Below are 23,182 nucleotides of genomic sequence, written 5' to 3' on the forward strand. Positions count from 1 at the left end.
CTGTGGTCTGACGGGACGCTCACTGGAAATTATCCGTAGCCCGGGTCATCAGTTCGATGAAGACGTCTTCCAGCGACGGCTCGCCGTGCTGCCAGCGAACCCCCTCGCGGTCGCGGTACGGCGCGATGGCGGCTTCCATCGCCGCTCTGTCGCGGCCGGAGACATGCAGGGAGGTGCCGAACGGCGCCACCATGTCGATGCCGGGCTTGCCCGTGAGTTCGGCCGCCAGCGCGTTGAGGCCGTCGCCCGACACGGTCCAGGTCGACAGATCCGATGTGGCGATGACCTCGTCGACGGTGCCGTGCGCCAGCAGATGGCCATAGGCGATATAGGCGATCTCGTGGCAGCGCTCCGCCTCGTCCATGTAATGGGTGGAGACCAGCACGGTCAGCCCGTCCGCCGCCAGCGCATGGATCTCGTTCCAGAAGTCGCGCCGTGCTTTCGGGTCGACGCCGGCGGTCGGCTCGTCCAGCAGCAACAGTTGCGGATTGGGCAGCGTGCAGGCGCCGAGCGCGAGGCGCTGCTTCCAGCCGCCGGAGAGATTGCCGGCGAGCTGTTCCTCGCGGCCATTGAGGCCGAGCCGCTTGATCATGTCGCGCGCCGTGCCCCGCGCATCGCGCACGCCGTAGAGCCTCGCGACGAATTCCAGGTTCTCGCGCACCGACAGATCCTGGTACAGCGAAAAGCGCTGCGTCATGTAGCCGACCTGGCGCTTGATCCTGTCGGCATCGCGGCGGATGTCGTAGCCGAGGCAGGTGCCCTCGCCGCTGTCGGGCGTCAGCAGGCCGCAGAGCATGCGGATGGTGGTGGTCTTGCCGCTGCCGTTGGGACCGAGGAAGCCGTAGATGGTGCCGCGTTTGACCTGCATCGAGAGGTCATGCACCACCTCGCGGCCGCCAAAGGATTTCGACAGGCCGTGAACGTCGATCGCGATATCGGCGGCCAAGGCTCGTGCTGATGATGCTGCTGCTGTCATCGCTTGTCCGCTACCGGGGTCTTGACGCCTGGAAACACCGAGATCGGCTGGCCGACCCGCAGGGAGTCGGGTCGGTTCGGCCGCGCCTGGATCAGATAGACGAGCTTGCTGCGCTCCTCCAGGCTGTAGATCACAGGCGGGGTGTATTCGGCCGCGGTGGCGATGAAGTAGATTTTCGCCGTGAGACCGGCGGCGCAATTGTCGCAGGTGACGCGGACCTCGTCGCCGACAGCGAGTTTCGGCAGATCCGTCTCCGGCACGAAGAACCGCAGCTTCATGTTGCCGGGCGGCATGATCGACAGCACCGGCCGCTGCGCCGGCACCATCTCGCCCTCGCGGAAATAGATCTGCTGAATGATGCCGCCGACCGGGGCAAAACCGCTGCGTCGCGCCAGCCGCGTCTGCGAGGTATTGACCCGCGCCTCCGCCACCCGCAGCGCCGACACCGCGGCATCGAAATTCGCCTGCGTGCCGGAACCGGTCCGGCTCAGGGAGGCGGCGCGGTCGTAGGTCTGCTGCGCGTTGGCGAGCGTGGCGTTCTGCTGGTTGAGGTCGGCCTTCTGCAGATCGTCATCGACCTCGTACAGCGGAGCGCCCTTCTTGACCTCGTCACCCTCGCGCACATTCAGCTTGATCACGCGGCCGGATTCGTCGGGGCTGACGAAGATCATGTCGGCTTCGACCCAGCCCTGATAGCCGGGATTTTTCGCTTCCTTGCAGCCGGACAACGCGACGGCAAGCGCCAGCATTGCGACAACAGGCAAATTCATTCGCGACGAGGTCATGTTGTCCTCCGTTCGCCGAAAATCAGATCGAGATGGACGCGAAACATCTCGGTCGCATCCAGCGGCGCGTGCCTCGCAAACAGGCTCTGCCAGATCACCGCGATCAGCGCCGGCGCCACCATGATCTGCGGAAAGCGCGCGAGGCTCTTGTGCCGGATCTCGCCACGCGCGATGCCGAGTTCGATCAGCGCGCGCATGCCGGCAAGGCCGCGCGACACCACTTCGCGGTAGTAGAAATCGGCGATCGCGGGAAAGCGGGGGCCTTCGGCGACGATCAGCCGCACGATGTCGCCGCGCCGCGTGCTGGCCACTTCCCGGATGAAATTCTCGGCAAAGCCTTCGACCATGTCGCGCACCGAGCCGCCTGATGGCGGCGGCGCGTGGAGCCGGTTGATCATCGGCACCAATGCGGTGCGGATCAGCTCCTCGAACATCGACTCCTTGTCCTTGAAATGCAGGTAGATGGTGCCCTTGGCGACGCCGGCCCTTTTGGCGACGTCGTCGAGCCGGGTGGCGGTAAATCCGCGCGCGATGAACTCGTCGAGCGCCGCCTCGACAATGGCCGCGCGCCGCTCCGCCGCGCGTTCCGCGCGGTTGGCCGGCGTTGTTGCGGCGACCGTCTTCGGCGTCGCAGCCGCCCCACCCGCAACCCGACGGCTTCCAGTCGGTTTTGCCGGGATTTTGGTGCTGGAAGGTATCTTGCTCATAGTCAAACTATGACTGACCAGTCAGTCATTGTCAATTTCGATTGAAGAGCTTAAATTCACGAGCGCGTGAGTAGAACAGCACCTTAGATCGGGGCTCGACCTACCAGCGCGGCGCCGCTAGAGGCATTTGCGGATATAGGGCCGGTTGATTTCCCAGAGTTCGTCGAGCAGATGACGCGCCGCATCCGCGGAATTGACCACGGGATCGATCAGCAGCGCCTGCAGCGCCATCTCCTTCGAGGCATGTACCGCCGCCTCGACCGCGAGCTGCTGCACGTTGACCTGAACCGCCATGAGCTTTGCGACCGCGTCGGGCAACGGGCCCAGCGAAACCGGATGAATGCCCGCAACGTCAGCCATCACAGGAACTTCCACCGCGGCGCTGGCGGCAAGGTTTGGAATGGTCTTTTGATTGTAGACCACGCCGGATTCGATCAGTTGCTTGCGGTCATGCAGCACCGCCGCAATCACGGCGACGGCGCGCTCGCCCGATGGCGTCAGCCACCACCACGGGATCTCCGCTTTTCCCGCCAGCACGTCGTCGATGGTTTTTTCCGTTTTCGCCCGCTCGCCTTCGTCCCATTCGAAATTGTAGCCGCCCTCGCCGGCTTCCCAGCCATACGCCATGTATTCGCCGACATGGCCGTCGCCGCAGCCGAGCCAGTAGCCGAAGGCGCGGAACAGGTTGCGCGACAGCGGCGAGACCTTCGGGTCGTAGTCTCTCTCCTTTTCACGCAAGCGCGGATAGAGGTCGGCGCCGGTCGCGCGATCGCGGATCTGGGTCAGGCACTGGAAGTGATTGAGGCCGGCGCCCCACACCTCCACCTGTTCCCCGGGCAGCCCGAGAATGGTGGCGACCGCATCGCGCGCCATGAAAATTCCGTGGCACAGGCCGATGGTGCGGATCCTGCTGTATTGCCCGAGCGCCAGCACGATGCGGCTTTCCGGATTGGAAAAATTGATGAACAGCGCCTGCGGGCAGCGCCGCTCCATCTCGCGCACGAAATCGAAAACCATCGGCAGGGTGCGCAGGGTGAAGAACAGCCCGCCCGGGCCGCCATTCTCGCCCAGGGTATGGCGGATGCCATATTTGCGCGGCACCTCCCAGTCGAGCTTCCAGAGCCGGTTGCGGTCGATGACGGTCGAGTGGATGACGAACGCCGCGCCATCGAGAGCAGTCCGCCAGTCGGTGGTGGACTCGATCTTCAACCCCGCGCCCGATTTGTCGTTGAGCAGTCTCGCCAGCCGCTCGGCCCGCGCCAGCCGGTCGGCATTCCTGCCGACCAGCACCAGGGTGCTGCCGGCCAGATCATGGCTGGAGAACAGGTCCCGGAACATGCTGATGCCGAACGAGGCGCTGCTGGCGCCGAGAAAGACGATTTTGGTCACCGCAGTCATGTTCGTTCCCCCAACCCCGAACTGCCAGCCGTTCAGACCGGTCCAGTCCATCCAGTACGGCACAGGACGGCGGCGTCGGCTTGATCTGGATCAGCTGTGAAACTTCAACCCGTCGAGGATCTTGTCGATTACCTTGCGCTCGGCACGCATGGCCAGCCCGACCAGGTTGAGATCGGCGCGGATCACCGCCCTCACCGCTTCGCGGTTGGCAGCGTCATGCGTGGTCCTGAACATGTCCTCGGTATAGACCGCCGGCTTGACGTTGCGCGCCAGCGCGCGTTCGAGCGCGCGGGAAAGCTGCGGCCGGTCGGCGCCGTAGATCAGGATCGGCTGGCCGATCAGCGCCAGATAGGGCGTGCCCGAACCGTCGGCATAGGGCTCGCCGATGCATTCGGGAAAGGCGGCGGCAATGCCCGAGGTCAGAAATGCCGCGACGTTCAGCTTCTGCCACGCCTCGAGATCGGTCCGGATCACGACCGCGATCTTGGTGTCGAATTGCATGGAGTATCCTCAGCGTCATTCCGGGGCGATGCGAAAGCATCGAACCCGGAATCTCGAGGTTCCCCGGTGCGCAATTGCGCACCTTAGGTCTGGTCCTTCGGACCATCCCGGAACGACGGTGGTTGATTTCAGCCCCTGGCGTCGCAGGCCCAGGCGCGGATCACGCATTCCTTGCCGCCGAATTCGTAGCATTTTTTGGTCGCGGCGTTGAGCGAACTCGAAATCTTCGGCTTGACCGCGTAGCCATGGGCGCCGCAGGGGTTGGCCATGTCGACCGCGAACGCCGCGCAGGCGCGCTTCATGGTCACCGCGGTGCAGTCGCCTTTGCACTGCTTCAGCGCCGCGGCGCGGGCGGCGGCTTCCGCCGGGTAGTCGTAGGCCTGGCCATAGGCGCCGCATTTGCCGACCGCGAAGGCGCCGGCCGCCCGGCTTTCGGTAGCGAAGCGCGATGCGCCGACCACCAAAGTCAGCGCCAGAATGAACAGCGCACGGCGTTGCGCGACGACAGTCGAAACGATCAAGGTCCCCTCCCCCGAGGCAATCCGGGGCAAATCTATCCGGGGGGAGTTTCAACTTGGTGAACGAGAGGTTGAATTCGGGGGCCGTAGGGTGGGCAAAGCTTCCGGGTCGCGCGAACGCGCGTCCCGGCGGCGTGCACACCAACATATGCGCGGCGGACGGATGGTGGGCACGGCGCGAAGGGTGCGCCTTTGCCCACCCTACGTTTTACCCCCGTTGCGCGTCTTCCAGCGCCTGCGGGGTGTCGATGTCGAGGAACGCGCCGCGGCCGTCGACCGGGACTTCGGCCACCGCCTCGCCATGCCTGGCGATCAAATGGCGAGCGCCGATATCGCCGTCCAGCGTCATCAATTCGTTGAAGAAGCGGCGCGACCACAAGACCGGATTGCCGCGCCTGCCGTCGCTGACGGGCACCGCGATCAGGCTGCCGCGATCGGGCGCGAAGGTCTCGATCAGCCGGTCGATCAGGTCGGCCGAGATCAGCGGCATGTCGCCGAGACAGATCACCGCGCCGTCGGCATCCGCCGGCACCGCGGCGATGCCTGATTTCACCGAGCTGGCGAGACCCCCGGCGAAATCCGGATTGCGCGCGAATGTCACGTTCAGGCCGCTCAATGCCTGCTCGACCTGCTCGGCCTGATGGCCGGTCACGACCACGACGCTGGAGGCCTTCGAGGCCAGCGCCCGTTCGGTCACGGTCCGCACCAGCGTCTTGCCGCCGAGTTCGGCCAGCAGCTTGTTGGGGCCGCCCATTCGGGTGGAACGCCCGGCGGCGAGGATGACGGCTGTTACGTTGCGGTTGCCATCCGGGCCGACAGGTGCGCGCGGCTGCGGCCGGGTCACGATCTCCATCAGAAGACCGCCGACGCCCATGCCTGTGAGTTCGGCGCGGGTGACCTTGAGCCCGGCCAAGAGCCGCATCAGCACCCAATCAAAACCGTTTTCCACCGGCGAGCGCGCGCAGCCCGGCGCGCCCAGCACCGGCACCCCGCCGGCATTGCCGATCAGCAGCAGATTGCCCGGATCGACCGGCATGCCGAAATGCTCAATAGCGCCCCCGATGTCGGTGATGGCAGCCGGAATCACGTCGCGCCGGTCGGCAATGGCGGACGCGCCGAACACGATGACGAGCTCGGCGCCGAGCCCGAGCAATTCCCTGATCGACGCCGACAGCGCCGCCTCGTCATGCGGCACGCGGCGCTCGGCCATGATGGCAGCACCCGCCGGCGCCAGCCGCTCCGCCGTGACCCGCAGCGTCTTCTCGATCACCTTCGGCGCCAGCCCCGGCAAGAGCGTCGAAACGATGCCGACCCGCTTGATCAGATAAGGCGCAACCCGCAGTCCGCCGCCGCTGGCGGCCGCTACTGCCGCGTCGCGCAGCGTCCCTTCGACGCCGAACGGAATGATCTTGACGGTGGCGATCATCTCGCCTTCCACCACCGGCTTGAAGGCGGCGAGCGTGGCGAAGGTGATGGCTTCGTCGACGGCGTTGATACGGTCGACTTTGGCGCGGTCCACCACCAGCACGCCGGCTTTGGCCGCGAACAGATTGGCACGGCCGGTGAAGGCGCGTTCGACGTTGACGCCGTCGCCCGCGACTGCCTGCGCAATGCTGGCGGCGGCGACGTCTTCGGAGACGTCACCGGGCTCCAGCCGCACCACGACGATTTCCTTCACGCCGGCCTTGTCGAGTGCGGCGACCTCGGCGGGGCCGATCGTGGTGCCCTTCTTCAGAACCAGCGATCCCTGACGCAGGGTGTGGACGGTGACGCCGCCGACCGCGTCGGCCGGACTGGCGGGGCCGAACTTCATGCCGCCTGTTCTTTTTCTGGTGCAGGCAGCCGCAGTTTCGCGGTGATCTCGGCCATGATGGAGACCGCGATTTCGGACGGCGACACCGCGCCGATCGCAAGCCCGATCGGCGCGTGAATGCGGGCGATGTCGCTATCCCTGGCGCCCCGCGCCTTCAGCCGCTCGCCGCGTTTGGCATGGGTCTTTCGCGAACCCAGCGCGCCGATATAGAAGCAGTCGCGCGCGAAGGCGTGCAGCAGCGCCGGATCGTCGATCTTCGGATCATGGGTCAGCGCCACGAACGCCGTGTAGTGGTCGATGTTGAGCGGCGGCAGCGCCACGTCGGGCCATTCCGCAATCAAGGGCACATCCGGAAACCGCTCCGGGCTGGCAAAGGCGGTGCGCGGATCCACCACCGTCACGTCGTAGTCCAGCGAGCGCGCCAGCGGCGCCAGCGCCTGGCTGATATGAACAGCGCCGACGATCACGAGTTTTGCGGTGGGCGCATAGACATTGAGAAACAGTTTCTTGCCGCCGACCTCGATGGTGCCGCTCTTGCCCATGCGCAGCTGTTTTGCCAATTCGGCGCGCAGCGGATCGGTGGCGATGTCGGCGGCCTTGACCAGCCGTTGCTCGCCATTGTCGGTATCGGTGACGACGATGACCGGCCGGCGCGCGGCGCGCTCGACATTGACCGTCTCGAGGGTTTCGAGTTTCACGACTGGCCCACTTTCTCGACGAACACCCGGATGGTGCCGCCGCAGGACAGCCCGACATTCCAGGCGGTCTCGTCGGCGACGCCGAACTCCAGCATCTTCGGCTTGCCGCTGGCGATCACGTCGAGCGCCTCGGTGACGACGGCGCCTTCGACGCAGCCGCCGGAGACCGATCCCAGAAACGTGCCGTCATCGTTGATGACCAGGCTGGAGCCCGCGGGTCGCGGCGCCGAGCCCCAGGTCTCGACCACGGTCGCCAGTGCCACCCCGTGGCCGGCCTTCTGCCAGTCCTCAGCCGCTTTCAGAATATCTTCGTCGCGATTGAGCATGAGAGCCTCTTTCAAGCTGCGGATCTGATCAGGCTGCGGTGGTGCGGCGGGGGCGCCGAGGACAGCGCCGATATCAGTCCCTCGATCGAACTCAAATTATGTACCGGGCGGAATTCGTCAACATGCGGCAGCATCATTTTGATGCCCTGGGCCTTGGCCTCGAAGCCGCCGAAACGCAGCAGGGGATTGAGCCAGATCAGCCGGCGGCAGGACCGGTGCAGCCGGTCCATCTCGAACGCCAGCTTGGCGTCGGCCTCGCGCTCCAGCCCGTCCGAGATCAACAGCACGATGGCGCCCTGCCCGAGCACGCGGCGGCCCCACAATTTGTTGAAGGAATGCAGCGAGGTGCCGATCCTTGTGCCGCCAGCCCAGTCCTCGACCGTCGACGAGCAGCTCGCCAGCGCCTCGTCGGGATCGCGCGCCCGCAAGCTCCGCGTCACATTGGTCAGCCGAGTGCCGAACAGGAATACCGAGACGCGCTTGCGCGCGTCGGTGATGGCATGGAGGAAATGCAGGAACAGCCGGGTGTACTCGCTCATCGAGCCGGATATATCGAGCAGCGCCACGATCGGCGCCGGCTTGTCGATCCGCCCGAGCCGGTGGATGTCGATGATGTCGCCGCCGGTGCGCAACGACCCGCGCAGGGTGCGGCGCATGTCGAGCCGCAGGCCTCGCGCGTCGGGCTGGTAGCGCCGGGTGCGCAATTCGGCCTGCGGCAACCGCATCTGCGCGATGGCGCGGGTGACCTGCGCGATTTCGGCAGCACTCATCTGCGCGAAATCCTTTTTCTGCAGGATTTCCTTGTCGGATACGGAGAGCCGCAGTTCCTGCTCCTGGGCCTGCGGCATCTCGGTGGTCTGCGGCTGCGACAGCGCCTCCTGGACCCGGCGCGACGCCGGCGGCGGCTTCTTCCTGGCGTGATCAGGCAGCGGCACCGAATCCAGCATGTGCTTCCATTCCTCCGCGGCGCGGAAGAACAGGTCGAAGGCCTGCGCGAAGATCAGCGCGTGTTCGTGACGCTTGACGAAGATGGCTTCCAGCGTGGTGAAGACGTCGGCGCGGTGGCCGATCTCGATCACCTGCAGCGCGTTCAGCGCATCGATCACCGCACCCGGCCCGACCGGAATCCCGGCGGCGCGCAACGCGCGGGCAAAGCCGACGACGTTGTCCGCCATCTGGCCGGTCGGGGGATTGAGATGATCGATGGCCATGGGAGTCACAACTCTCTCACGCTGACGGTGCGCCCCCTCTCCCGCTTGCGGGGGAGGGTCGGGGTGGGGGCTGCCTCAACAATCGTACTGTTCGATGCAGTCGTCCTGCTCCAGCCAGCAAAAACTTCAACGCCTGAGCAAGGCGAGAGAGCCTCCACCCCGGCCCTCCCCCGCAAGGGCGGGAGAGGGAGCGCACTGCCGTTGCTGCGCAAGCCAGACCTAGTTCTCGCTCGTCGCTTCCCTCAAGACCTTTTGCAAGCCGTCGCCCTGCATCCGCGCGATGTCGTCCTGGTATTTCAGCAGCGCGCCGAGGGTGTCGCCGACCACTTGCGGGGTCAGCGATCGCGCATCGAGTTCGGTGAGCGCGGTGGCCCAGTCGATGGTTTCGGCGACGCCGGGCGACTTGTAGAAATCCTGGTCGCGCAACGCTTGCACGAAGCGGACGACCTGCTGCGACAGTTTTGCCGAGATGCCGGGCACCCGCGACTTGACGATCGCGAGCTCCCGTTCGGCATTGGGATAATCCACCCAGTGATAGAGGCAGCGGCGCTTCAACGCGTCGTGAATTTCGCGGGTGCGGTTCGAGGTGATGATCACGATCGGCGGCTGCGGCGCCTTGATAGTGCCGAATTCGGGAATCGTCACCTGGAAGTCCGAGAGAATTTCCAGCAGATACGCCTCGAACGCCTCGTCGGCGCGGTCGAGCTCGTCGATCAGCAGCACCGGCGGGCCAGCCACGTCGGGCTCCAGCGCCTGCAACAGCGGCCGCTTGATCAGATAGCGTTCGGCGAAGATGTCGCTGGAAAGCTGGTCGCGGTCGGTATCCCCGGCCGCTTCGGCGAGCCGGATCGCGATCATCTGCGCGGCGCTGTTCCACTCATAGACCGAGGAAGCGACGTCGAGGCCTTCATAGCACTGCAGCCGGATCAGCTTGCGTCCCAGCGCCGAAGACAGCACTTTTGCGATTTCGGTCTTGCCGACGCCGGCCTCGCCTTCGAGGAACAGCGGCCGGCCCATCCGCAAGGACAGATAGGTCACCGTCGCCAGCGAACGCTCCGCGAGGTAGCCGCGCGAGGTCAGGAGTTCGAGCATCGCGTCGACGGAGGTTGGCAGCGCCGTTGCGGTCATGTGAGAACCAGCCTTTGCAAAGCCAGCCTGGATGCGTCAGGCAACGGAAACATCAGGCTTTGCGGTCGCGGCTTCGACAGCGCGACGCGCCAGCACCGCGATCAGATGGGCGCGATATTCGGCGCTGCCGTGCAGGTCGCTGTTCAAGCCGTCGGCCGGCACCGTCATGCCGTCGAGCGCCTTGTGCGAGAAGCGCTTCTTCAGGGCTTCCTCGAACGAGGTGACGCGGAACACGCCTTCGGAACCGGCGCCGGTGACGGCGACGCGGACATCCGACGGACGCTTGGCGACGAACACCCCGACCAGCGCGTAGCGCGAGGCCTGGTTGCGGAACTTGATGTAGGCGGCCTTCTTCGGCACCGGGAACATCACCTTGGTGATGATCTCGTCGCTCTCCAGCGAGGTCGTGAACAGGCCCTGGAAGAATTCTTCCGGCTTGAGCCGGCGCTTGTTGGTGACGATGGTGGCGCCGAGCGCGAGACACGCCGCGGGATAATCGGCGGTCGGATCGTTGTTGGCGAGCGATCCGCCGATGGTGCCCTTGTGACGCACCGCGGGATCGCCGATCAGGCCGGCCAGTTCGGCCAGCGCGGGGATCGCCTCCCCGACGATGGCGGACGTAGCCACCGTGTTGTGGGTGGCGGTGGCGCCGATCACCAGCGAGCGGCCCTTCATCTCGATGCCGTCAAGCCCCTCGATATGGCTGAGGTCGACCAGATGCGGCGGGCTGGCGAGCCGCTGCTTCATGACCGGCAGCAGCGTGTGGCCGCCGGCGATCACCTTGGCGTCTTCATTCTTCAGCAGCAGATTGGCGGCCTGCCGAACCGTCGCCGGACGATGATATCTAAATTCGTACATGAGAGTTTCCTGATCGCCGTGCGGGACGTGCGTTATGCGAGGTCGGACTTCGCCATCGCCTTGGCGCCGGCCGCGATCGACAGAACGATGTTCTGGTAACCGGTGCAGCGGCAGAGATTGCCTTCGAGTTCTTCGCGGATGGTGCGGTCGCTCAGGTCATTGCCCTTGCGGTGGACCAGGTCGACCGCGGTCATGATCATGCCGGGGGTACAGAAGCCGCATTGCAGGCCGTGGTGCTCGCGGAACGCCTCCTGCATCGGATGCAGCGGCGCGCCGTCGGCGGCAAGGCCCTCGATGGTCCTGACCTCATGGCCGTCGGCCATGACAGCCAGCGTGGTGCAGGCCTTCACCGCCTTGCCGTCGAGATGGACGACGCAGGCGCCGCATTGCGAGGTGTCGCAGCCGACATGGGTGCCGGTCAGGCGCAAATTCTCGCGCAGAAACTGCACCAGCAGGGTACGGGGGTCGATGTTGGCGTTGACGGGATTGCCGTTCACAACAAGGGAGATCTTGGCCATTCAGCACTCTCTTCATCTGCGCTGCTGCATTGCACAGCGGCGCAGTCATTAAAATCATTCCAAAACCATAATATGGGCCATCCCGGCAATGAGCAACCTCGGCAGTCCCTCATCTGAGACATGGCCGGATATGTCTTGAGGGGGCGCGTCGCGTGGCGATGCTCTCTGACTCCCCTCCTCCCGCGCGGCCCTTGCCGCGTGGTGGGGAGGGGTCGGGGGTGGGGGGTCTATCAGTGCATTCGACTGCCAGCGAGTTTGCTGAGGCACCCCCCACCCCCGACCCCTCCCCGCCACGCGCAAGGGCGCGTGGGAGGAGGGGAGAAGTAAGTTCTACCCCTGCACCGCCTTGGCGAAATTGACGAAAAATTCGTCCGCCAGCTTCTTGGCCGCACCATTGATCAGGCGCTGGCCGAGCTGGGCCAGCTTGCCGCCGATCTGCGCCTCGACATTATAGGTCAACAGCGTGCCGCCGTCCTTTTCGGTCAGCGCCACGGTGGCGCCACCCTTGGCGAAGCCGGCGACCCCGCCTTCGCCCTCGCCCGAGATCTTGTAGCCGTTCGGCGGGTCGAGATCGCTCAGCGTCACCCGGCCCTTGAAGCGGGCCGAGACCGGGCCGACCTTCATCTTGGCGACCGCCCGAAACCCGTTATCCTCGGTTTTCTCCAGTTCCTCGCAGCCGGGGATGCAGGCCTTCAGCACCTCCGGGTCGTTCAACTTGGTCCACACGGCCTCGCGCGGCGCCGCGAGCTGGACTTCGCCGTTCATCGTCATGGCCATGTGAGCCTCCCTGGATCGCTTCGTCCGTGATCCCCCAAGTAAAGCACGTCAGGCCCAAAAGGAAGGGCAGCTATCGACGACGGGCGATGCTTCGCAGCGCAGCACACCTGACACGGCGGACTTGCGCCAACGCTTTGGGATTGGCAGAGCAAGGCCGGAAATGGTTAGGTCGCGCAGGTGACGAGGAATTCAAGATGCCGATGATCGATGCCGATGGTTGCCTGCTCAACGTGTCCGTCGAGGGCCGCGATGGCGGTCCGACCCTGATGCTGTCGAATTCGCTGGGCTGTACCCTGCAGATGTGGGAGCCACAGATGAAGGCGCTCACCCAGCTGTTCCGGGTGATCCGCTATGACCGGCGCGGCCACGGCAAATCCGGCGTGCCGCCGGGCCCCTACTCCATCGAGCGTTTCGGCCGCGACGTGCTGGCAATCCTCGATGACCTCAACATCGACAAGGTGCACTGGTGCGGATTGTCGATGGGCGGCATGGTCGGACAATGGCTGGGCGCCAACGCCCCGGAGCGATTCGGCAAGATCATTCTCGCCAACACCGCCTGCTACTATCCCGATCCGACCAATTGGCTGAACCGCATCAAGGCCGTCCAGGAAGGCGGCATCGCAGGGATCGCCGACACCGTCATCGCGGCATGGCTGACCGCCGATTTCCGCGAGCGCGAGCCGCAGATTACCGCAAACCTGAAGGCCATGCTGATCGCGTCCCCGGTGCAGGGCTATATCGCCTGCTGCGAAGCGCTCAGCACGCTCGACCAGCGCGCGCTGTTGCCGAACATCAAGAGCCCGACGCTGGTCATCGCCGGGCGCCATGACACGTCGACTCCGATCGCGGCCGGCGAATTCATCCGCAGCCAGATTCCAGGCGCCAGCTTAACGATTCTCGACGCCGCGCATATTTCCAGCGTCGAACAGTCGCACGCCTTCACCGACGCCGTGGTCGGCTTCCTGACGCAACGCTAAGCTCCAACAACGTCAGGCATTGTCCAGAATTCGGGGATGCTGCAGCGACAGGTCCGCCGTCGTCGCGCTGCGCTCGACCTGCGGCAGAGCGGGACGTTCGACCACCAGCACGATGGCGGTGCCGAGCAGCAGCAACAGTTCGGTCGCATGCAGCCGAAGCGCCGCGCTCTCGCCGACCTGCGAGGCCAGCACCATGCTGGCGAAACTGATCAGGCTGCCGATCGCCAGCGCGATGCCGAGCGCCTCGTCGCAGCCGCCGGTCTTGCGGATCGAGGCGCGGGTGATGAGCACCACAAACAGCGCAAAAAAAGCAACCACGGTGAGCTTGCCCAGGGCCAGCAGCCAGGCGAAGCGAACCGTGTTCACCGCCGCCAGTTGCAGATAATCGCTGATGAACAGCGCGACCGAGATGTTCGGCCGCTCATAGAGGCCATGGATCGGCGAAATAATGATCTTGAAGGCGACGATGGTCCAGGTCGGGATGAAATAGGCCGCCAGCAGCGCGCCGTTGAATGAACTGATCCGCCAGTTTGTGGACATGTCGCTTCCCGCATTTCCGCATGCGCTCCGGGCCGGAGCGGCGGCTTGCGGCGAGGTAACCCCCTTAAACTGCGGCGGGCAATTTAAACCCTTTATTTACCTTAATGGCCGGATCGGCGGAGCCGGGTACCGGCGAGAACCGCAGCTTGTCGTCCCGGCGAACGCCGGGACGACAGCGGAGAATTTCTTCTCAAAAAAAGAAAAGTCCCGCCTTGCGGCGGGACCTTCCTGCTGCTCTCCCGAGCTCTCGCTTGATCAGGTCAGAACTAGTGACCCGCCCTTTGGTCCGGGTTCGGCTTCTGGCCCTGGCGGCCAGGATCCTGCTGCTGCTGGCCGGGCTTCTGGCCACCGCCCCGCTGTTGGCCGGGCTTCTGACCGGGGTTCTGATTCTGCTGACCCGGGGCCTGATTTTGCTGGCCCGGATTTGGGTTCTGTTTGGTCATCGGGATCTCCGTTGTTGACTCAACGGCGAGATAACCTGCAGAGCCCCGGTCCGGTTGCACGGGAAACCCGGTTCCGGCGGGATCATTACGTGGCGGAGGCTTGTCGCTGCCGTGGCGCAGGAACCCCGGCTTCAAAATGACCCATGTACAAGCCCCTTCAGCCCTTGCCCGCGCTGTTGCCGCACCCGGTTCCTTGCTGTTAGAAAATGCCACGACGCGGCGTACCGGCTGCCGGGGCCACCGCCGCGTCATCCAAACAACGGCAGCGCATGGATTATTTCGCCCAGCAACTGATCAACGGCCTCGTGCTCGGCTCGATCTATGGCCTGATCGCCATCGGCTACACCATGGTCTATGGCATCGTCGGCATGATCAATTTCGCCCATGGCGATATTTTCATGATCGGCGGCTTCATCGCGCTGATCTCGTTCCTGATCCTGGTCTCGTTCGGCCTCACCTTCGTTCCCGTCATCCTGCTGATCGTGCTGCTGGTCGCGATGCTGATCACGGCGCTGTACGGCTGGACGGTAGAGCGCATCGCCTACCGGCCGCTGCGGCACTCGTTCCGCCTCGCCCCGATGCTGTCGGCGATCGGCATGTCGTTCGTGCTGACCAATTATTCGCAGATCGCGCAGGGCGCGCGGGTCAAGCCGGTGCCGCCGATCATCACCGGCGGCTACACGCTGCATGAGGGCGTCGACGGCTTCGTGGTGCGGCTGTCCAATGTTCAGATCATCGTGGTGATCACCACCATCGTGCTGCTGGCGCTGTTCACCTGGCTGGTGGCGCGAACCCGGCTCGGCCGCGATATGCGCGCCTGCGAACAGGACCAGACCATGGCGTCGCTGCTCGGGGTCGATGTCGATCGCACCATCTCGATGACGTTCGTCATCGGCGCGGCGCTGGCCGCCGTCGCCGGCATGATGTACCTGCTCTATTACGGCCAGGTCGATTTCTTCATGGGCTTCGTCGCGGGCATCAAGGCCTTCACCGCCGCCGTGCTCGGCGGCATCGGCTCGTTGCCCGGCGCGATGCTCGGCGGACTATTGATCGGGCTGATCGAGACCCTGTGGTCGGCGTATTTCTCGGTCGAATACAAGGACGTCGCCGCATTCTCGATCCTGATCGTGGTGCTGATCTTCATGCCCACCGGCCTGCTCGGCCGTCCTGAAGTCGAAAAAGTCTGATGGCCGGCGTGAGCGCATCCGCGCGCGGTTCATCGGCCGCATCGCCCGCGCCCGGCGCAGCCTTCATCTTCAAGAAAGCCCTGATCAGCGCCCTGGTGGCGCTGGTGCTGTTTTCGCTGATGATCGGCGTCCGCACCGAAGCGGGCTCTGACGGCCAACTCACCTACATGACACGGTTCGGCGATCTCGCCGCCATGGTCGCCACCGTGTTCGGCGGCAGCATCGTGGTCGAGTTGCTGCGGCAGTGGTGGGGCCCGGTCGGCACCATCAGGATCGTGCCGCCGTCGGTGCAGAGCGGTCTCGCGCTCGCGCGGCGCGGCATCGCGCCGGTGCTGCTGGTGTTCACCTTTCTGGTGCCGGTGATCTTCTACAACGAACGCTACATTCTCGATCTCGGCATCCTGGTGCTGACCTATGTGATGCTGGGATGGGGACTGAACGTGGTGGTCGGTCTCGCCGGCCTGCTCGATCTCGGCTATGTCGCGTTCTATGCCGTCGGCGCCTATTCCTACGCGCTGCTGGCGACCAATTTCGGGTTTTCATTCTGGATCTGCCTGCCGCTGGCCGGGATTCTCGCGGCGTTCTGCGGCGTGCTGCTGGGATTTCCGGTGTTGCGGCTGCGCGGCGATTACCTCGCCATCGTCACGCTGGCGTTCGGCGAGATCATCCGGCTCGTCATCATCAACTGGCAAAGCCTGACCGGCGGCCCGAACGGCGTTACCGGAATTCCCCGGCCGTCCTTCTTCGGCATTCCCCTGACCCCTGGTGATGACGGGCTTGCGGCCAGGCTCGGCATCGAATTCTCCACCACCCACCGCATCGTGTTCCTGTTCTATCTCATCCTGGCGCTGGCGCTGCTCACCAACTGGGTGACGATCCGGCTGCGCCGCCTGCCGATCGGCCGCGCCTGGGAAGCCCTGCGCGAGGACGAGGTCGCCTGCCGCGCGCTCGGCATCAACACCACCACCACAAAACTCACGGCGTTCGCGACCGGCGCCATGTTCGGGGGTCTCGCCGGCGCGTTCTTCGCCACGCGGCAGGGTTTCATCAGCCCGGAATCATTCACCTTCCACGAATCGGCGCTGGTGCTGGCGATCGTCGTGCTCGGCGGCATGGGCTCGCAGCTCGGCGTCGCGCTCGCAGCACTCGTCATGATCGGCGGTTTTGAACTGTTTCGCGGGCTCGAACAGTTCCGCATGCTGGTATTCGGCCTCGCCATGGTGCTCCTGATGATCTGGCGGCCGCGCGGACTGATCGGTCACCGCGCCCCGACCGTATTCCTGCATCACAGCCAGGCGATCTCGTCCGACCTCGTCAAAGAGGGGCACGGATGAAAACGGATTGCATTCTCAACGTCGATCATCTGTCGATGCGCTTCGGCGGCATCGTCGCCGTCAACGACCTCACCTTCGGCGCCGAACGGCGCAAGATCACCGCCCTGATCGGACCGAACGGCGCCGGCAAGACCACGGTGTTCAACTGCATCACCGGCTTCTACAAGCCGAGCGGCGGCAGCCTGAAGATCACGCACGACAACGGCCGGCAAATCCAGCTCGAACGTCTGAACGATTTCCGGATCTCCAAGCAGGCACGGGTCGCGCGCACCTTCCAGAATATCCGGCTGTTTCCCGGCATGACCGCGCTGGAAAACCTGATGGTCGCCCAGCACAATGCGTTGATGCTGGCGTCCGGCCTGACCTTTCTCGGATTGATCGGCGCGCCGTCATGGCGGTCGGCGGAAAAGCGCGCGATCGACCTGTCGAAACTCTGGCTCGAGCGCATCGGTCTATTGGAGCGCGCCGACGACGCCGCCGGCAATCTGCCCTATGGCGACCAGCGCCGTCTCGAAATCGCCCGCGCGATGTGCACCGAACCGGCGCTGCTCTGCCTCGACGAGCCGGCCGCCGGCCTGAACGCGCGGGAAAGTGCCGCCTTGAGCGAATTGCTGCTCAGGATCCGCGCCGAGCAAGACACCTCGATCCTGTTGATCGAGCACGACATGTCCGTGGTGATGGAAATCTCCGATCAGGTCGTGGTGATGGATTACGGCGTCAAGATATCGGAGGGTACGCCACAGCAGATCCGCGACGATCCCAAGGTGATCGCCGCCTATCTCGGCGCCGACGAAGAGGAAGCGATCGCGGTGATGGAGAGCGAAGCGTGATCGCGTCGTCTGCCACTCCCCTGCTCGAAATCCGCGCCCTGCGCGCCGCCTATGGCAAGATCGAGGCGCTGAAAGGCGTCGACCTCGCCATCAATCCCGGCGAGATCGTTGCCCTGATCGGCGCCAATGGCGCCGGCAAGTCGACGCTGATGATGACGGTGTTCGGCCGCCCGCGCGCCCGCTCCGGGCAGATCCTGTTCGACGGCAACGATATCACCGACGTGCCGACCCACGAGATCGCGCGGATGCGAATCGCGCAATCGCCGGAAGGCCGCCGGATTTTTCCGCGCATGAGCGTGGCGGAGAACCTGCAGATGGGGGCCGACGCCACCGACTGCAGCGAGGCCGAGCGCGCCGCCGGGATGGAGCGGGTATTGACGCTGTTTCCGCGGCTCAAGGAACGCATGATGCAGCGCGGCGGCACGCTGTCGGGCGGCGAACAGCAGATGCTCGCGATCGGCCGCGCCTTGATGAGCCGCCCTCGCCTCCTGATGCTCGACGAGCCTTCGCTCGGGCTGGCGCCGCTGATCGCGCGACAGATTTTCGACGCCATCCGGACCCTGAACCGGCAGGACGGCCTCACCGTGCTGATCGTCGAGCAGAATGCCAATCACGCGCTGCGGCTGGCCCATCGCGGCTATGTCATGGTCAACGGCCTGATCACGCTGGAAGGCACCGGCGCCGAGCTGTTGCAGCGCCCGGAAATCCGCGCCGCCTATCTGGAAGGCGGCCGCCACGCTTAACTGGATACGTTCCCCGGACGCAGCGCAGCGCCGCCCTTGCGGTGGTGCGCTGCTGATCCGGGGTCCATCTGCCTTGCTGAAACGTGGATCCCGGCTCTGCGGTGCATCGCTGAAGGGCGCTGCACCGCGTCCGGGACGCCAAGCTGCGGCAAGATGCTGCGATTGAACCGTGGATTTGCCCGAAAATTGCCGATGACTTCACGACAAAATCAGTCGACAATGACCTCGATTTTCCAACCCGGCGGGCTGCCGGGCAAGTCCCCTAGAGATCACCGCGAGGACCACCTATGAAATCATTGAAACTCATCGGCCTGGCATTGGGCGCGTCACTGGCGCTGTCGACGACGGCGCTGGCGCAGGACATCAGCATCGCAGTGGCGGGCCCGATGACGGGCGGCGAATCCGCATTCGGCCGGCAGATGAAGAACGGCGCCGAACAGGCGGTGGCGGACATCAACGCCGCCGGCGGCGTGCTCGGCAAGAAGCTGGCGCTGCAGGTCGGCGACGATGCCTGCGATCCCAAGCAGGCCCGCTCGGTGGCGGAAAAGTTCGCCAGCGCGAAAATCCCGTTCGTCGCCGGTCACTTCTGCTCGTCGTCGTCGATCCCGGCGTCGGAAGCCTATGCCGACGGCAACGTGCTTCAGATCACGCCGGCCTCGACCAATCCGCTGTTCACCGAGCGCAAGCTCTGGAACGTGGCGCGGGTCTGCGGCCGTGACGACCAGCAGGGCCTGGTCGCCGCCGAATTCATCGCCAAGACCTACAAGGGCAAGAACGTCGCCATCCTCAACGACAAGACCACCTACGGCAAGGGTCTCGCCGACGAGACCAAGAAGGCGCTCAACAAGGCCGGCATGACCGAAAAGATGTTCGAGTCCTACAACAAGGGCGACAAGGACTTCAACTCGATCGTGTCGCGCCTGAAGCGCGACAATATCGATCTCGTCTTCGTCGGCGGCTACCATCAGGAGGCAGGCCTGATCCTGCGCCAGATGCGCGATCAGGGCCTCAAGACGGTGCTGATGGCGGGCGACGCCATGAACGACAAGGAATTCGCGTCGATCACCGGCCCGGCCGCGGAAGGCACCCTGTTCACCTTCGGTCCCGACCCGCGCAACAAGCCGACCGCGAAGGCCATCGTCGAGAAGTTCAAGGCCAAGAACATCGATCCCGAAGGCTACACGCTCTACACCTACGCCGCCATGCAGGTGTGGACGAAGGCGGTGGCCAAGGTCGGCTCGACCGATCCGAAAAAGGTGATGGAGGCGATCAAGGCCGGCGAATGGGACACCGTGCTCGGCAAGATGGGCTTTGACGCCAAGGGCGACATCAAGGCGATCGACTATGTCGTCTACAAGTGGGACGCCAAGGGCAACTACGCCGAGATCAATCCCAAGGGATCGTAGCAAGGCCTGCTGAGACTGGGTTCCTGGCACGCTTCCCCGCACCATCGAAATAGCAACGCCCCGGTTCGCCGGGGCGTTTCTATTTTGGGACCGTTCATCATGAGAAAATGAAACCCGAAAAAGCTCTCAGGCGACGTCGACACGGGCACCGACCCGCGTGAGCAAAATGCGCCGACAACGACCCGGGGCCCGGTTCTGATTCAACCAGAGCTGAAACCGTTCTAGGCGACGTCCGTGCTTTCGGCGATGTATCGCGCGGAGCGCTGATACGCCGCTTCGACCGCGCGGACCAGCTGATTGGGACGAAACGGCTTCTGCAGACATACGACGTCGGAGAGTTCCGGTGACGCCGAGACGTAGTCGAGCGCCGTCATTCCCGATATCGCGACTACAGGGAAACCCGGAACGCGCTCACGCATCAGCCCGATCACGTCCAGACCGTTGATTCCCTGCAAGAAGATATCGACGATCGCGAGGTCGAACTGGGCGCCCTCGAATTCCTTCAATCCGGCCTCTGCGCTGGCGGCTTCGACGACATTGAAATGATGGATACGCAATACGATGGAGATCATCGCGCGCACATCGGACTGGTCGTCGATCACGAGAATACGGAGCAATGGGGCGACTCCCGGAACGGCTCTAGGCCAGCCTACAACGGACCGTCGGGTTGGGATCGACGCCCTGCTCAATATTCCGGGTGTCAGTAAAGATGCGGTTACTGCTGCGCTCCGCCGACCTGCCGAATTAACACAAACGTAACCTTCGGGAGAGACGACCATTCGCCGGACAAGCGATCGCGCCATCCACCACCGCCCTCCCCGCGACAGCATTGCTCGCAAGCGGAATTGCGGTATCGGACGGATATCCTGCTTCCCGGAATGCGCCTAAGGTGATGCGATTCGATGCGATCAGTTCGGCGCGCGATGCCAGTTTGCGGGAGCCGGCTCGACTCCGGGTTAGGGCTACTCGCCAGGCCGTATCGCAAGTTCCATCTGGCGCGAATGATCAGGCTGACGCTGGACCGCTGAAGGCATGAAGAACCTCCTCACCGATATCCCGGGCGTCCGCGTCGGTCACGCCGATGACCGGCGACTTGCATCCGGAGTCACCGCTGTCATTTTCGATACGCCCGCGGTGGCGGCGATCGATATCCGCGGCGGCGGGCCCGGCATCCGCGAGGGCGCGGTGCTCGACCTCGAAAACACCGTCGAGCAAATTCACGGCATCGCGCTGGCGGGCGGCTCCGCGTTCGGGCTCGAGGCCGGCGGCGGGGTGCAGGCCTGGCTCGCCGAACACGGCCGCGGCTTTGCCATCGGCGGCGCGCTGATCCCGATCGTGCCCGGCGCGATCTGCTTCGACCTGCTCAACGGCGGCGACAAGGCCTGGGGCCGCTTCGCGCCCTACCGCGACCTCGGCTATGCCGCGGCCGCGGCAGCGTCCGCGGATTTCGCGCTCGGCAGCGTCGGCGCCGGGCTCGGCGCAACCACCGCGACTTTCAAGGGCGGCATCGGCTCGGCGTCGGCGGCGACGGCAGGCGGCATCAGGGTCGCCGCGCTGGCGGTGGTCAATGCGGTCGGCAGCGTCACCGTTGGCGACGGGCCGTGGTTCTGGGCGGCTCCGTTTGAAGCCGGGGAAGAGTTCGGCGGAGGCGGATTGCCGGAGGACTTCACACCGGACATGCTGGAGATGCGCATCAAGGGTGGCACATCAGCGACATCGGTGGAAAACACCACGCTGGCCGTGGTGGTGACCGACGCGGCCCTGACAAAGCCACAGGCCAGGCGGCTGGCGATGATGGCGCAGACCGGCTTTGCCCGCGCGATCTATCCGGTGCACGCGCCGCTCGATGGCGATGTGGTGTTCGCCGCTGCTACCGGCGAAAAGCCTGTCGATCCCTTGGCCGGTCTCACCGAACTCGGCATGGTCGCGGCCAATGTGATGGCCCGCGCCATCGCCCGCGGCGTCTATGAGGCGACTGCCCTGCCCTTCCCCGGCGCGCTGCCGGCGTGGAAGGATCGATTTGGGTAGAGCGTCTTGAGCGAACGTTCAGAAGCGCATCCAGGCGCTGGACGAGGTTGCAAACGCCTGCATCTGGCGCGCGATCATCTGGTTCATGACATTGTAGGATGACGTCGCAGCGCTGGTGGCCGTTGCCTCAAATTCCGATTTGCTGACCTGACCATCGCCGTCGGCATCGAGTTGCGAGAACGGGTCCTTGGGGACGTCAGGCTTGCCGGTCCCTGCCGACGGGAGTGACGCGGTCGATGGCCGGTTTTGCGCCGCAAGCAGCGCGTTGATCGTGGCCGACGATATCTGCGGAAACATCTGCTGAAACCCGTCGAGCCCGGAATACGGAGTCGATTTTCCGGACATCGCGGTGCCGCCGAAGATATCGTCGAAGGGTTCCGAAGATTCCCGGCCGGAGCCGGTGGCGTTGGCTGACGACGAATTCGATGAAGTCACTGATCGCAGCAACTCCAGGACGTACGATGCGGTGTAAGCCGAAAGCTGCATGACAGAACTCCAACAACTACCGCACAGGAAGGCTCTTCGCGAACGCATCCGGGCTACGAAGCTGACTATTGCGAGGTCAGGCGCTGACCGAAAGCGAACCCGTGGCGGATGAAATCGCGTCCGCCTGGCGCTGGATCATCTGTTCGATGAAATTATAGGAGGACGTCGCCGCACCGGATGCCGAACTGGCGGCGGCCGATGTCATCGTCACCTTGGAGCCGTCGGCATAGGTCAGCGACGTCGTGATCGAGCCGTCGCTGTTGGTCACCGAGGTCGATGATGCGCCCTCCAATGCCTGCATCAGCGGATCCTTGCCCGCCCCACCTGGTGCGCCGGAGCCGTCCGTGGCGGCGGCGTCATGGCGACGATGCCCCTTGCCTTTCAGCGCCGCCATCATTTCGTCGAGGCTGACCGCTCCGTCGCCGTCCTTGTCCAGCTTGCCGAATACGCTGTCGGCCTGCTTCAGGTTGGTCCCGCCGGCGCCGAGCGCGTTCTCGAATTCCGATTTGCTGAGCTTGCCATCGCTGTCGGCATCGATCTGCGCGAACAGGTCCTTCAGCGCGTCCGAGCGGCTGGTGGACGCCGATGCGGTCGATCCAGTCGTTGCCTGGCTTTGCGCATCCAGCAGCGCGCTCATCGTGGCCGGCGATATCTGCGAGCCGCCAGCCGTTCCGGACTTGGCCGGCGAGGTTTCCGAGGTGGCGGTGCTGCTACCGGAGAAATCGAACGGGCTCTTCTGTTCCTGCTTGTTGCTGGTGGATTGCGTTTTCGATGCTGTCAGCGACTTCAGAAGGTCCAGCGCGGACGTCGCGGCGCTAAGGGCTTGCAGCATGACTAAACTCCAGCAAATGCCGCACGGCGCGGCCTGTTACTTCCTCGCCGATGGATCAGCAAACTCCGTGCCATTGCAGAAAGCCAATAAAACCAGGGTTTTTGTACCGGTCATGCCCGCATCTTCCCGGCAATAGATGCCGCAGCGGCAGATTTTTCCTGC

General features: G+C 64.7%; 26 protein-coding genes. 8 read left to right on the plus strand and 18 right to left on the minus strand.

What is annotated here, in order from left to right:
- Positions 1-19 precede the first annotated feature (19 nt).
- The 14 genes from Q7U29_RS26945 to Q7U29_RS27010 all read right to left on the minus strand — a co-directional run bounded on the left by Q7U29_RS26945 (position 20) and on the right by Q7U29_RS27010 (position 12,214).
- Complete coding sequence (locus Q7U29_RS26945) at positions 20-976, minus strand: ABC transporter ATP-binding protein (protein ID WP_304746554.1); 957 nt, start codon at positions 974-976, stop codon at positions 20-22.
- Entirely contained in the window at positions 973-1,761 is a 789-nt protein-coding gene (locus tag Q7U29_RS26950; protein WP_304746556.1) for an HlyD family secretion protein, read from the minus strand. The genes Q7U29_RS26945 and Q7U29_RS26950 overlap by 4 nt, the downstream gene beginning before the upstream one ends.
- The gene (locus Q7U29_RS26955) at positions 1,758-2,468 is read right to left on the minus strand and encodes a TetR/AcrR family transcriptional regulator (protein WP_304746558.1); all 711 of its coding nucleotides are present in this window, start codon (positions 2,466-2,468) and stop codon (positions 1,758-1,760) included. Before Q7U29_RS26955 ends, Q7U29_RS26950 begins: the two co-directional genes overlap by 4 nt.
- A 117-nt stretch (positions 2,469-2,585) precedes the next feature.
- Entirely contained in the window at positions 2,586-3,866 is a 1,281-nt protein-coding gene (locus Q7U29_RS26960; protein WP_304746560.1) for an alpha-glucosidase/alpha-galactosidase, read from the minus strand.
- A 90-nt stretch (positions 3,867-3,956) separates the two neighbouring features.
- Complete coding sequence (locus Q7U29_RS26965) at positions 3,957-4,367, minus strand: DUF2000 domain-containing protein (RefSeq protein ID WP_304746561.1); 411 nt, start codon at positions 4,365-4,367, stop codon at positions 3,957-3,959.
- A 128-nt stretch (positions 4,368-4,495) separates the two neighbouring features.
- Positions 4,496-4,885, minus strand: coding sequence for a DUF4189 domain-containing protein (locus Q7U29_RS26970; protein ID WP_304746671.1), 390 nt, complete (start codon positions 4,883-4,885; stop codon positions 4,496-4,498).
- Between the two features lie 208 nt (positions 4,886-5,093).
- On the minus strand, positions 5,094-6,698 hold the full coding sequence (locus Q7U29_RS26975) for a molybdopterin-binding/glycosyltransferase family 2 protein (RefSeq protein ID WP_304746563.1): 1,605 nt from the start codon (positions 6,696-6,698) through the stop codon (positions 5,094-5,096).
- Entirely contained in the window at positions 6,695-7,396 is a 702-nt protein-coding gene (locus Q7U29_RS26980; RefSeq protein WP_304746565.1) for an XdhC family protein, read from the minus strand. Before Q7U29_RS26980 ends, Q7U29_RS26975 begins: the two co-directional genes overlap by 4 nt.
- A complete protein-coding gene (locus Q7U29_RS26985) occupies positions 7,393-7,722 on the minus strand; it encodes an XdhC family protein (protein WP_079571460.1) in 330 nt (109 codons plus the stop codon). Before Q7U29_RS26985 ends, Q7U29_RS26980 begins: the two co-directional genes overlap by 4 nt.
- Before the next feature lie 11 nt (positions 7,723-7,733).
- Entirely contained in the window at positions 7,734-8,933 is a 1,200-nt protein-coding gene (locus Q7U29_RS26990; protein ID WP_304746567.1) for a VWA domain-containing protein, read from the minus strand.
- 219 nt (positions 8,934-9,152) lie between these two features.
- On the minus strand, positions 9,153-10,061 hold the full coding sequence (locus tag Q7U29_RS26995; RefSeq protein WP_304746568.1) for a MoxR family ATPase: 909 nt from the start codon (positions 10,059-10,061) through the stop codon (positions 9,153-9,155).
- A gap of 36 nt (positions 10,062-10,097) precedes the next feature.
- A complete protein-coding gene (locus tag Q7U29_RS27000; RefSeq protein WP_304746570.1) occupies positions 10,098-10,919 on the minus strand; it encodes a xanthine dehydrogenase family protein subunit M in 822 nt (273 codons plus the stop codon).
- Positions 10,920-10,951: 32 nt separating this feature from the next.
- Entirely contained in the window at positions 10,952-11,437 is a 486-nt protein-coding gene (locus tag Q7U29_RS27005) for a (2Fe-2S)-binding protein (RefSeq protein ID WP_304746573.1), read from the minus strand.
- Between the two features lie 330 nt (positions 11,438-11,767).
- Positions 11,768-12,214: a CoxG family protein gene (locus Q7U29_RS27010; protein ID WP_304746575.1), complete on the minus strand. Its 447-nt coding sequence runs from the start codon at positions 12,212-12,214 to the stop codon at positions 11,768-11,770.
- 194 nt (positions 12,215-12,408) lie between these two features.
- Here Q7U29_RS27010 and pcaD point away from each other — a divergent pair, with 194 nt between their 5' ends.
- Positions 12,409-13,191, plus strand: coding sequence for a 3-oxoadipate enol-lactonase (pcaD, locus tag Q7U29_RS27015; protein ID WP_304746577.1), 783 nt, complete (start codon positions 12,409-12,411; stop codon positions 13,189-13,191).
- Positions 13,192-13,203: 12 nt separating this feature from the next.
- Here the strand turns inward: pcaD and Q7U29_RS27020 are convergent, their stop codons facing one another.
- Positions 13,204-13,731, minus strand: a complete 528-nt coding sequence (locus tag Q7U29_RS27020; protein WP_304746579.1) for a hypothetical protein — start codon at positions 13,729-13,731, stop codon at positions 13,204-13,206.
- A 269-nt stretch (positions 13,732-14,000) separates the two neighbouring features.
- On the opposite strand from Q7U29_RS27020, the gene Q7U29_RS27025 reads away from it, so the two are divergent.
- The 6 genes from Q7U29_RS27025 (at position 14,001) to Q7U29_RS27050 (ending at position 19,674) form a co-directional block, all read left to right on the plus strand.
- Positions 14,001-14,192, plus strand: a complete 192-nt coding sequence (locus Q7U29_RS27025; RefSeq protein ID WP_304746678.1) for a hypothetical protein — start codon at positions 14,001-14,003, stop codon at positions 14,190-14,192.
- A 251-nt stretch (positions 14,193-14,443) separates the two neighbouring features.
- On the plus strand, positions 14,444-15,361 hold the full coding sequence (locus Q7U29_RS27030; RefSeq protein ID WP_304746581.1) for a branched-chain amino acid ABC transporter permease LivH: 918 nt from the start codon (positions 14,444-14,446) through the stop codon (positions 15,359-15,361).
- Positions 15,361-16,695 carry a high-affinity branched-chain amino acid ABC transporter permease LivM gene (gene livM, locus Q7U29_RS27035; RefSeq protein WP_304746583.1) on the plus strand — a complete coding sequence of 445 codons (1,335 nt, stop codon included), beginning with the start codon at positions 15,361-15,363 and terminating at the stop codon, positions 16,693-16,695. The genes Q7U29_RS27030 and livM overlap by 1 nt, the downstream gene beginning before the upstream one ends.
- Positions 16,692-17,525, plus strand: a complete 834-nt coding sequence (locus tag Q7U29_RS27040; protein ID WP_304746585.1) for an ABC transporter ATP-binding protein — start codon at positions 16,692-16,694, stop codon at positions 17,523-17,525. The genes livM and Q7U29_RS27040 overlap by 4 nt, the downstream gene beginning before the upstream one ends.
- Positions 17,525-18,268, plus strand: a complete 744-nt coding sequence (locus Q7U29_RS27045; protein ID WP_304746673.1) for an ABC transporter ATP-binding protein — start codon at positions 17,525-17,527, stop codon at positions 18,266-18,268. The genes Q7U29_RS27040 and Q7U29_RS27045 overlap by 1 nt, the downstream gene beginning before the upstream one ends.
- Positions 18,269-18,555: 287 nt before the next feature.
- Entirely contained in the window at positions 18,556-19,674 is a 1,119-nt protein-coding gene (locus tag Q7U29_RS27050; protein ID WP_304746587.1) for a branched-chain amino acid ABC transporter substrate-binding protein, read from the plus strand.
- Between the two features lie 221 nt (positions 19,675-19,895).
- On the opposite strand, the gene Q7U29_RS27055 is transcribed toward Q7U29_RS27050, so the two are convergent.
- Complete coding sequence (locus tag Q7U29_RS27055; protein ID WP_304746589.1) at positions 19,896-20,291, minus strand: response regulator; 396 nt, start codon at positions 20,289-20,291, stop codon at positions 19,896-19,898.
- Between the two features lie 415 nt (positions 20,292-20,706).
- On the opposite strand from Q7U29_RS27055, the gene Q7U29_RS27060 reads away from it, so the two are divergent.
- The gene (locus tag Q7U29_RS27060) at positions 20,707-21,702 is read left to right on the plus strand and encodes a P1 family peptidase (RefSeq protein ID WP_304746591.1); all 996 of its coding nucleotides are present in this window, start codon (positions 20,707-20,709) and stop codon (positions 21,700-21,702) included.
- A gap of 18 nt (positions 21,703-21,720) precedes the next feature.
- On the opposite strand, the gene Q7U29_RS27065 is transcribed toward Q7U29_RS27060, so the two are convergent.
- Together Q7U29_RS27065 and Q7U29_RS27070 are read right to left on the minus strand one after the other, a co-directional pair.
- The gene (locus Q7U29_RS27065) at positions 21,721-22,188 is read right to left on the minus strand and encodes an EF-hand domain-containing protein (RefSeq protein WP_304746593.1); all 468 of its coding nucleotides are present in this window, start codon (positions 22,186-22,188) and stop codon (positions 21,721-21,723) included.
- 76 nt (positions 22,189-22,264) lie between these two features.
- Positions 22,265-23,020 (minus strand): EF-hand domain-containing protein, encoded by a 756-nt coding sequence (locus Q7U29_RS27070; RefSeq protein WP_304746595.1) that lies wholly within the window; start codon positions 23,018-23,020, stop codon positions 22,265-22,267.
- Between the last annotated feature and the right edge of the window lie 162 nt (positions 23,021-23,182).

Origin of the sequence: Bradyrhizobium sp., assembly GCF_030654605.1 — a bacterium.
In the GTDB taxonomy this organism is placed as follows: domain Bacteria; phylum Pseudomonadota; class Alphaproteobacteria; order Rhizobiales; family Xanthobacteraceae; genus Bradyrhizobium.

Bases quoted from the DNA above. Each gene is read 5' to 3' on its own strand.
- Q7U29_RS26945 (WP_304746554.1), bottom strand. From the start codon at position 976: ATGACAGCAGCAGCATCATCAGCACGAGCCTTGGCCGCCGATATCGCG.
- Q7U29_RS26950 (WP_304746556.1), bottom strand. From the start codon at position 1,761: ATGACCTCGTCGCGAATGAATTTGCCTGTTGTCGCAATGCTGGCGCTT.
- Q7U29_RS26955 (WP_304746558.1), bottom strand. From the start codon at position 2,468: ATGAGCAAGATACCTTCCAGCACCAAAATCCCGGCAAAACCGACTGGA.
- Q7U29_RS26960 (WP_304746560.1), bottom strand. From the start codon at position 3,866: ATGACTGCGGTGACCAAAATCGTCTTTCTCGGCGCCAGCAGCGCCTCG.
- Q7U29_RS26965 (WP_304746561.1), bottom strand. From the start codon at position 4,367: ATGCAATTCGACACCAAGATCGCGGTCGTGATCCGGACCGATCTCGAG.
- Q7U29_RS26975 (WP_304746563.1), bottom strand. From the start codon at position 6,698: ATGAAGTTCGGCCCCGCCAGTCCGGCCGACGCGGTCGGCGGCGTCACC.
- Q7U29_RS26985 (WP_079571460.1), bottom strand. From the start codon at position 7,722: ATGCTCAATCGCGACGAAGATATTCTGAAAGCGGCTGAGGACTGGCAG.
- Q7U29_RS26990 (WP_304746567.1), bottom strand. From the start codon at position 8,933: ATGGCCATCGATCATCTCAATCCCCCGACCGGCCAGATGGCGGACAAC.
- Q7U29_RS26995 (WP_304746568.1), bottom strand. From the start codon at position 10,061: ATGACCGCAACGGCGCTGCCAACCTCCGTCGACGCGATGCTCGAACTC.
- Q7U29_RS27000 (WP_304746570.1), bottom strand. From the start codon at position 10,919: ATGTACGAATTTAGATATCATCGTCCGGCGACGGTTCGGCAGGCCGCC.
- Q7U29_RS27005 (WP_304746573.1), bottom strand. From the start codon at position 11,437: ATGGCCAAGATCTCCCTTGTTGTGAACGGCAATCCCGTCAACGCCAAC.
- Q7U29_RS27010 (WP_304746575.1), bottom strand. From the start codon at position 12,214: ATGGCCATGACGATGAACGGCGAAGTCCAGCTCGCGGCGCCGCGCGAG.
- pcaD (WP_304746577.1), top strand. From the start codon at position 12,409: ATGCCGATGATCGATGCCGATGGTTGCCTGCTCAACGTGTCCGTCGAG.
- Q7U29_RS27020 (WP_304746579.1), bottom strand. From the start codon at position 13,731: ATGTCCACAAACTGGCGGATCAGTTCATTCAACGGCGCGCTGCTGGCG.
- Q7U29_RS27030 (WP_304746581.1), top strand. From the start codon at position 14,444: ATGGATTATTTCGCCCAGCAACTGATCAACGGCCTCGTGCTCGGCTCG.
- livM (WP_304746583.1), top strand. From the start codon at position 15,361: ATGGCCGGCGTGAGCGCATCCGCGCGCGGTTCATCGGCCGCATCGCCC.
- Q7U29_RS27040 (WP_304746585.1), top strand. From the start codon at position 16,692: ATGAAAACGGATTGCATTCTCAACGTCGATCATCTGTCGATGCGCTTC.
- Q7U29_RS27050 (WP_304746587.1), top strand. From the start codon at position 18,556: ATGAAATCATTGAAACTCATCGGCCTGGCATTGGGCGCGTCACTGGCG.
- Q7U29_RS27060 (WP_304746591.1), top strand. From the start codon at position 20,707: ATGAAGAACCTCCTCACCGATATCCCGGGCGTCCGCGTCGGTCACGCC.
- Q7U29_RS27065 (WP_304746593.1), bottom strand. From the start codon at position 22,188: ATGCAGCTTTCGGCTTACACCGCATCGTACGTCCTGGAGTTGCTGCGA.
- Q7U29_RS27070 (WP_304746595.1), bottom strand. From the start codon at position 23,020: ATGCTGCAAGCCCTTAGCGCCGCGACGTCCGCGCTGGACCTTCTGAAG.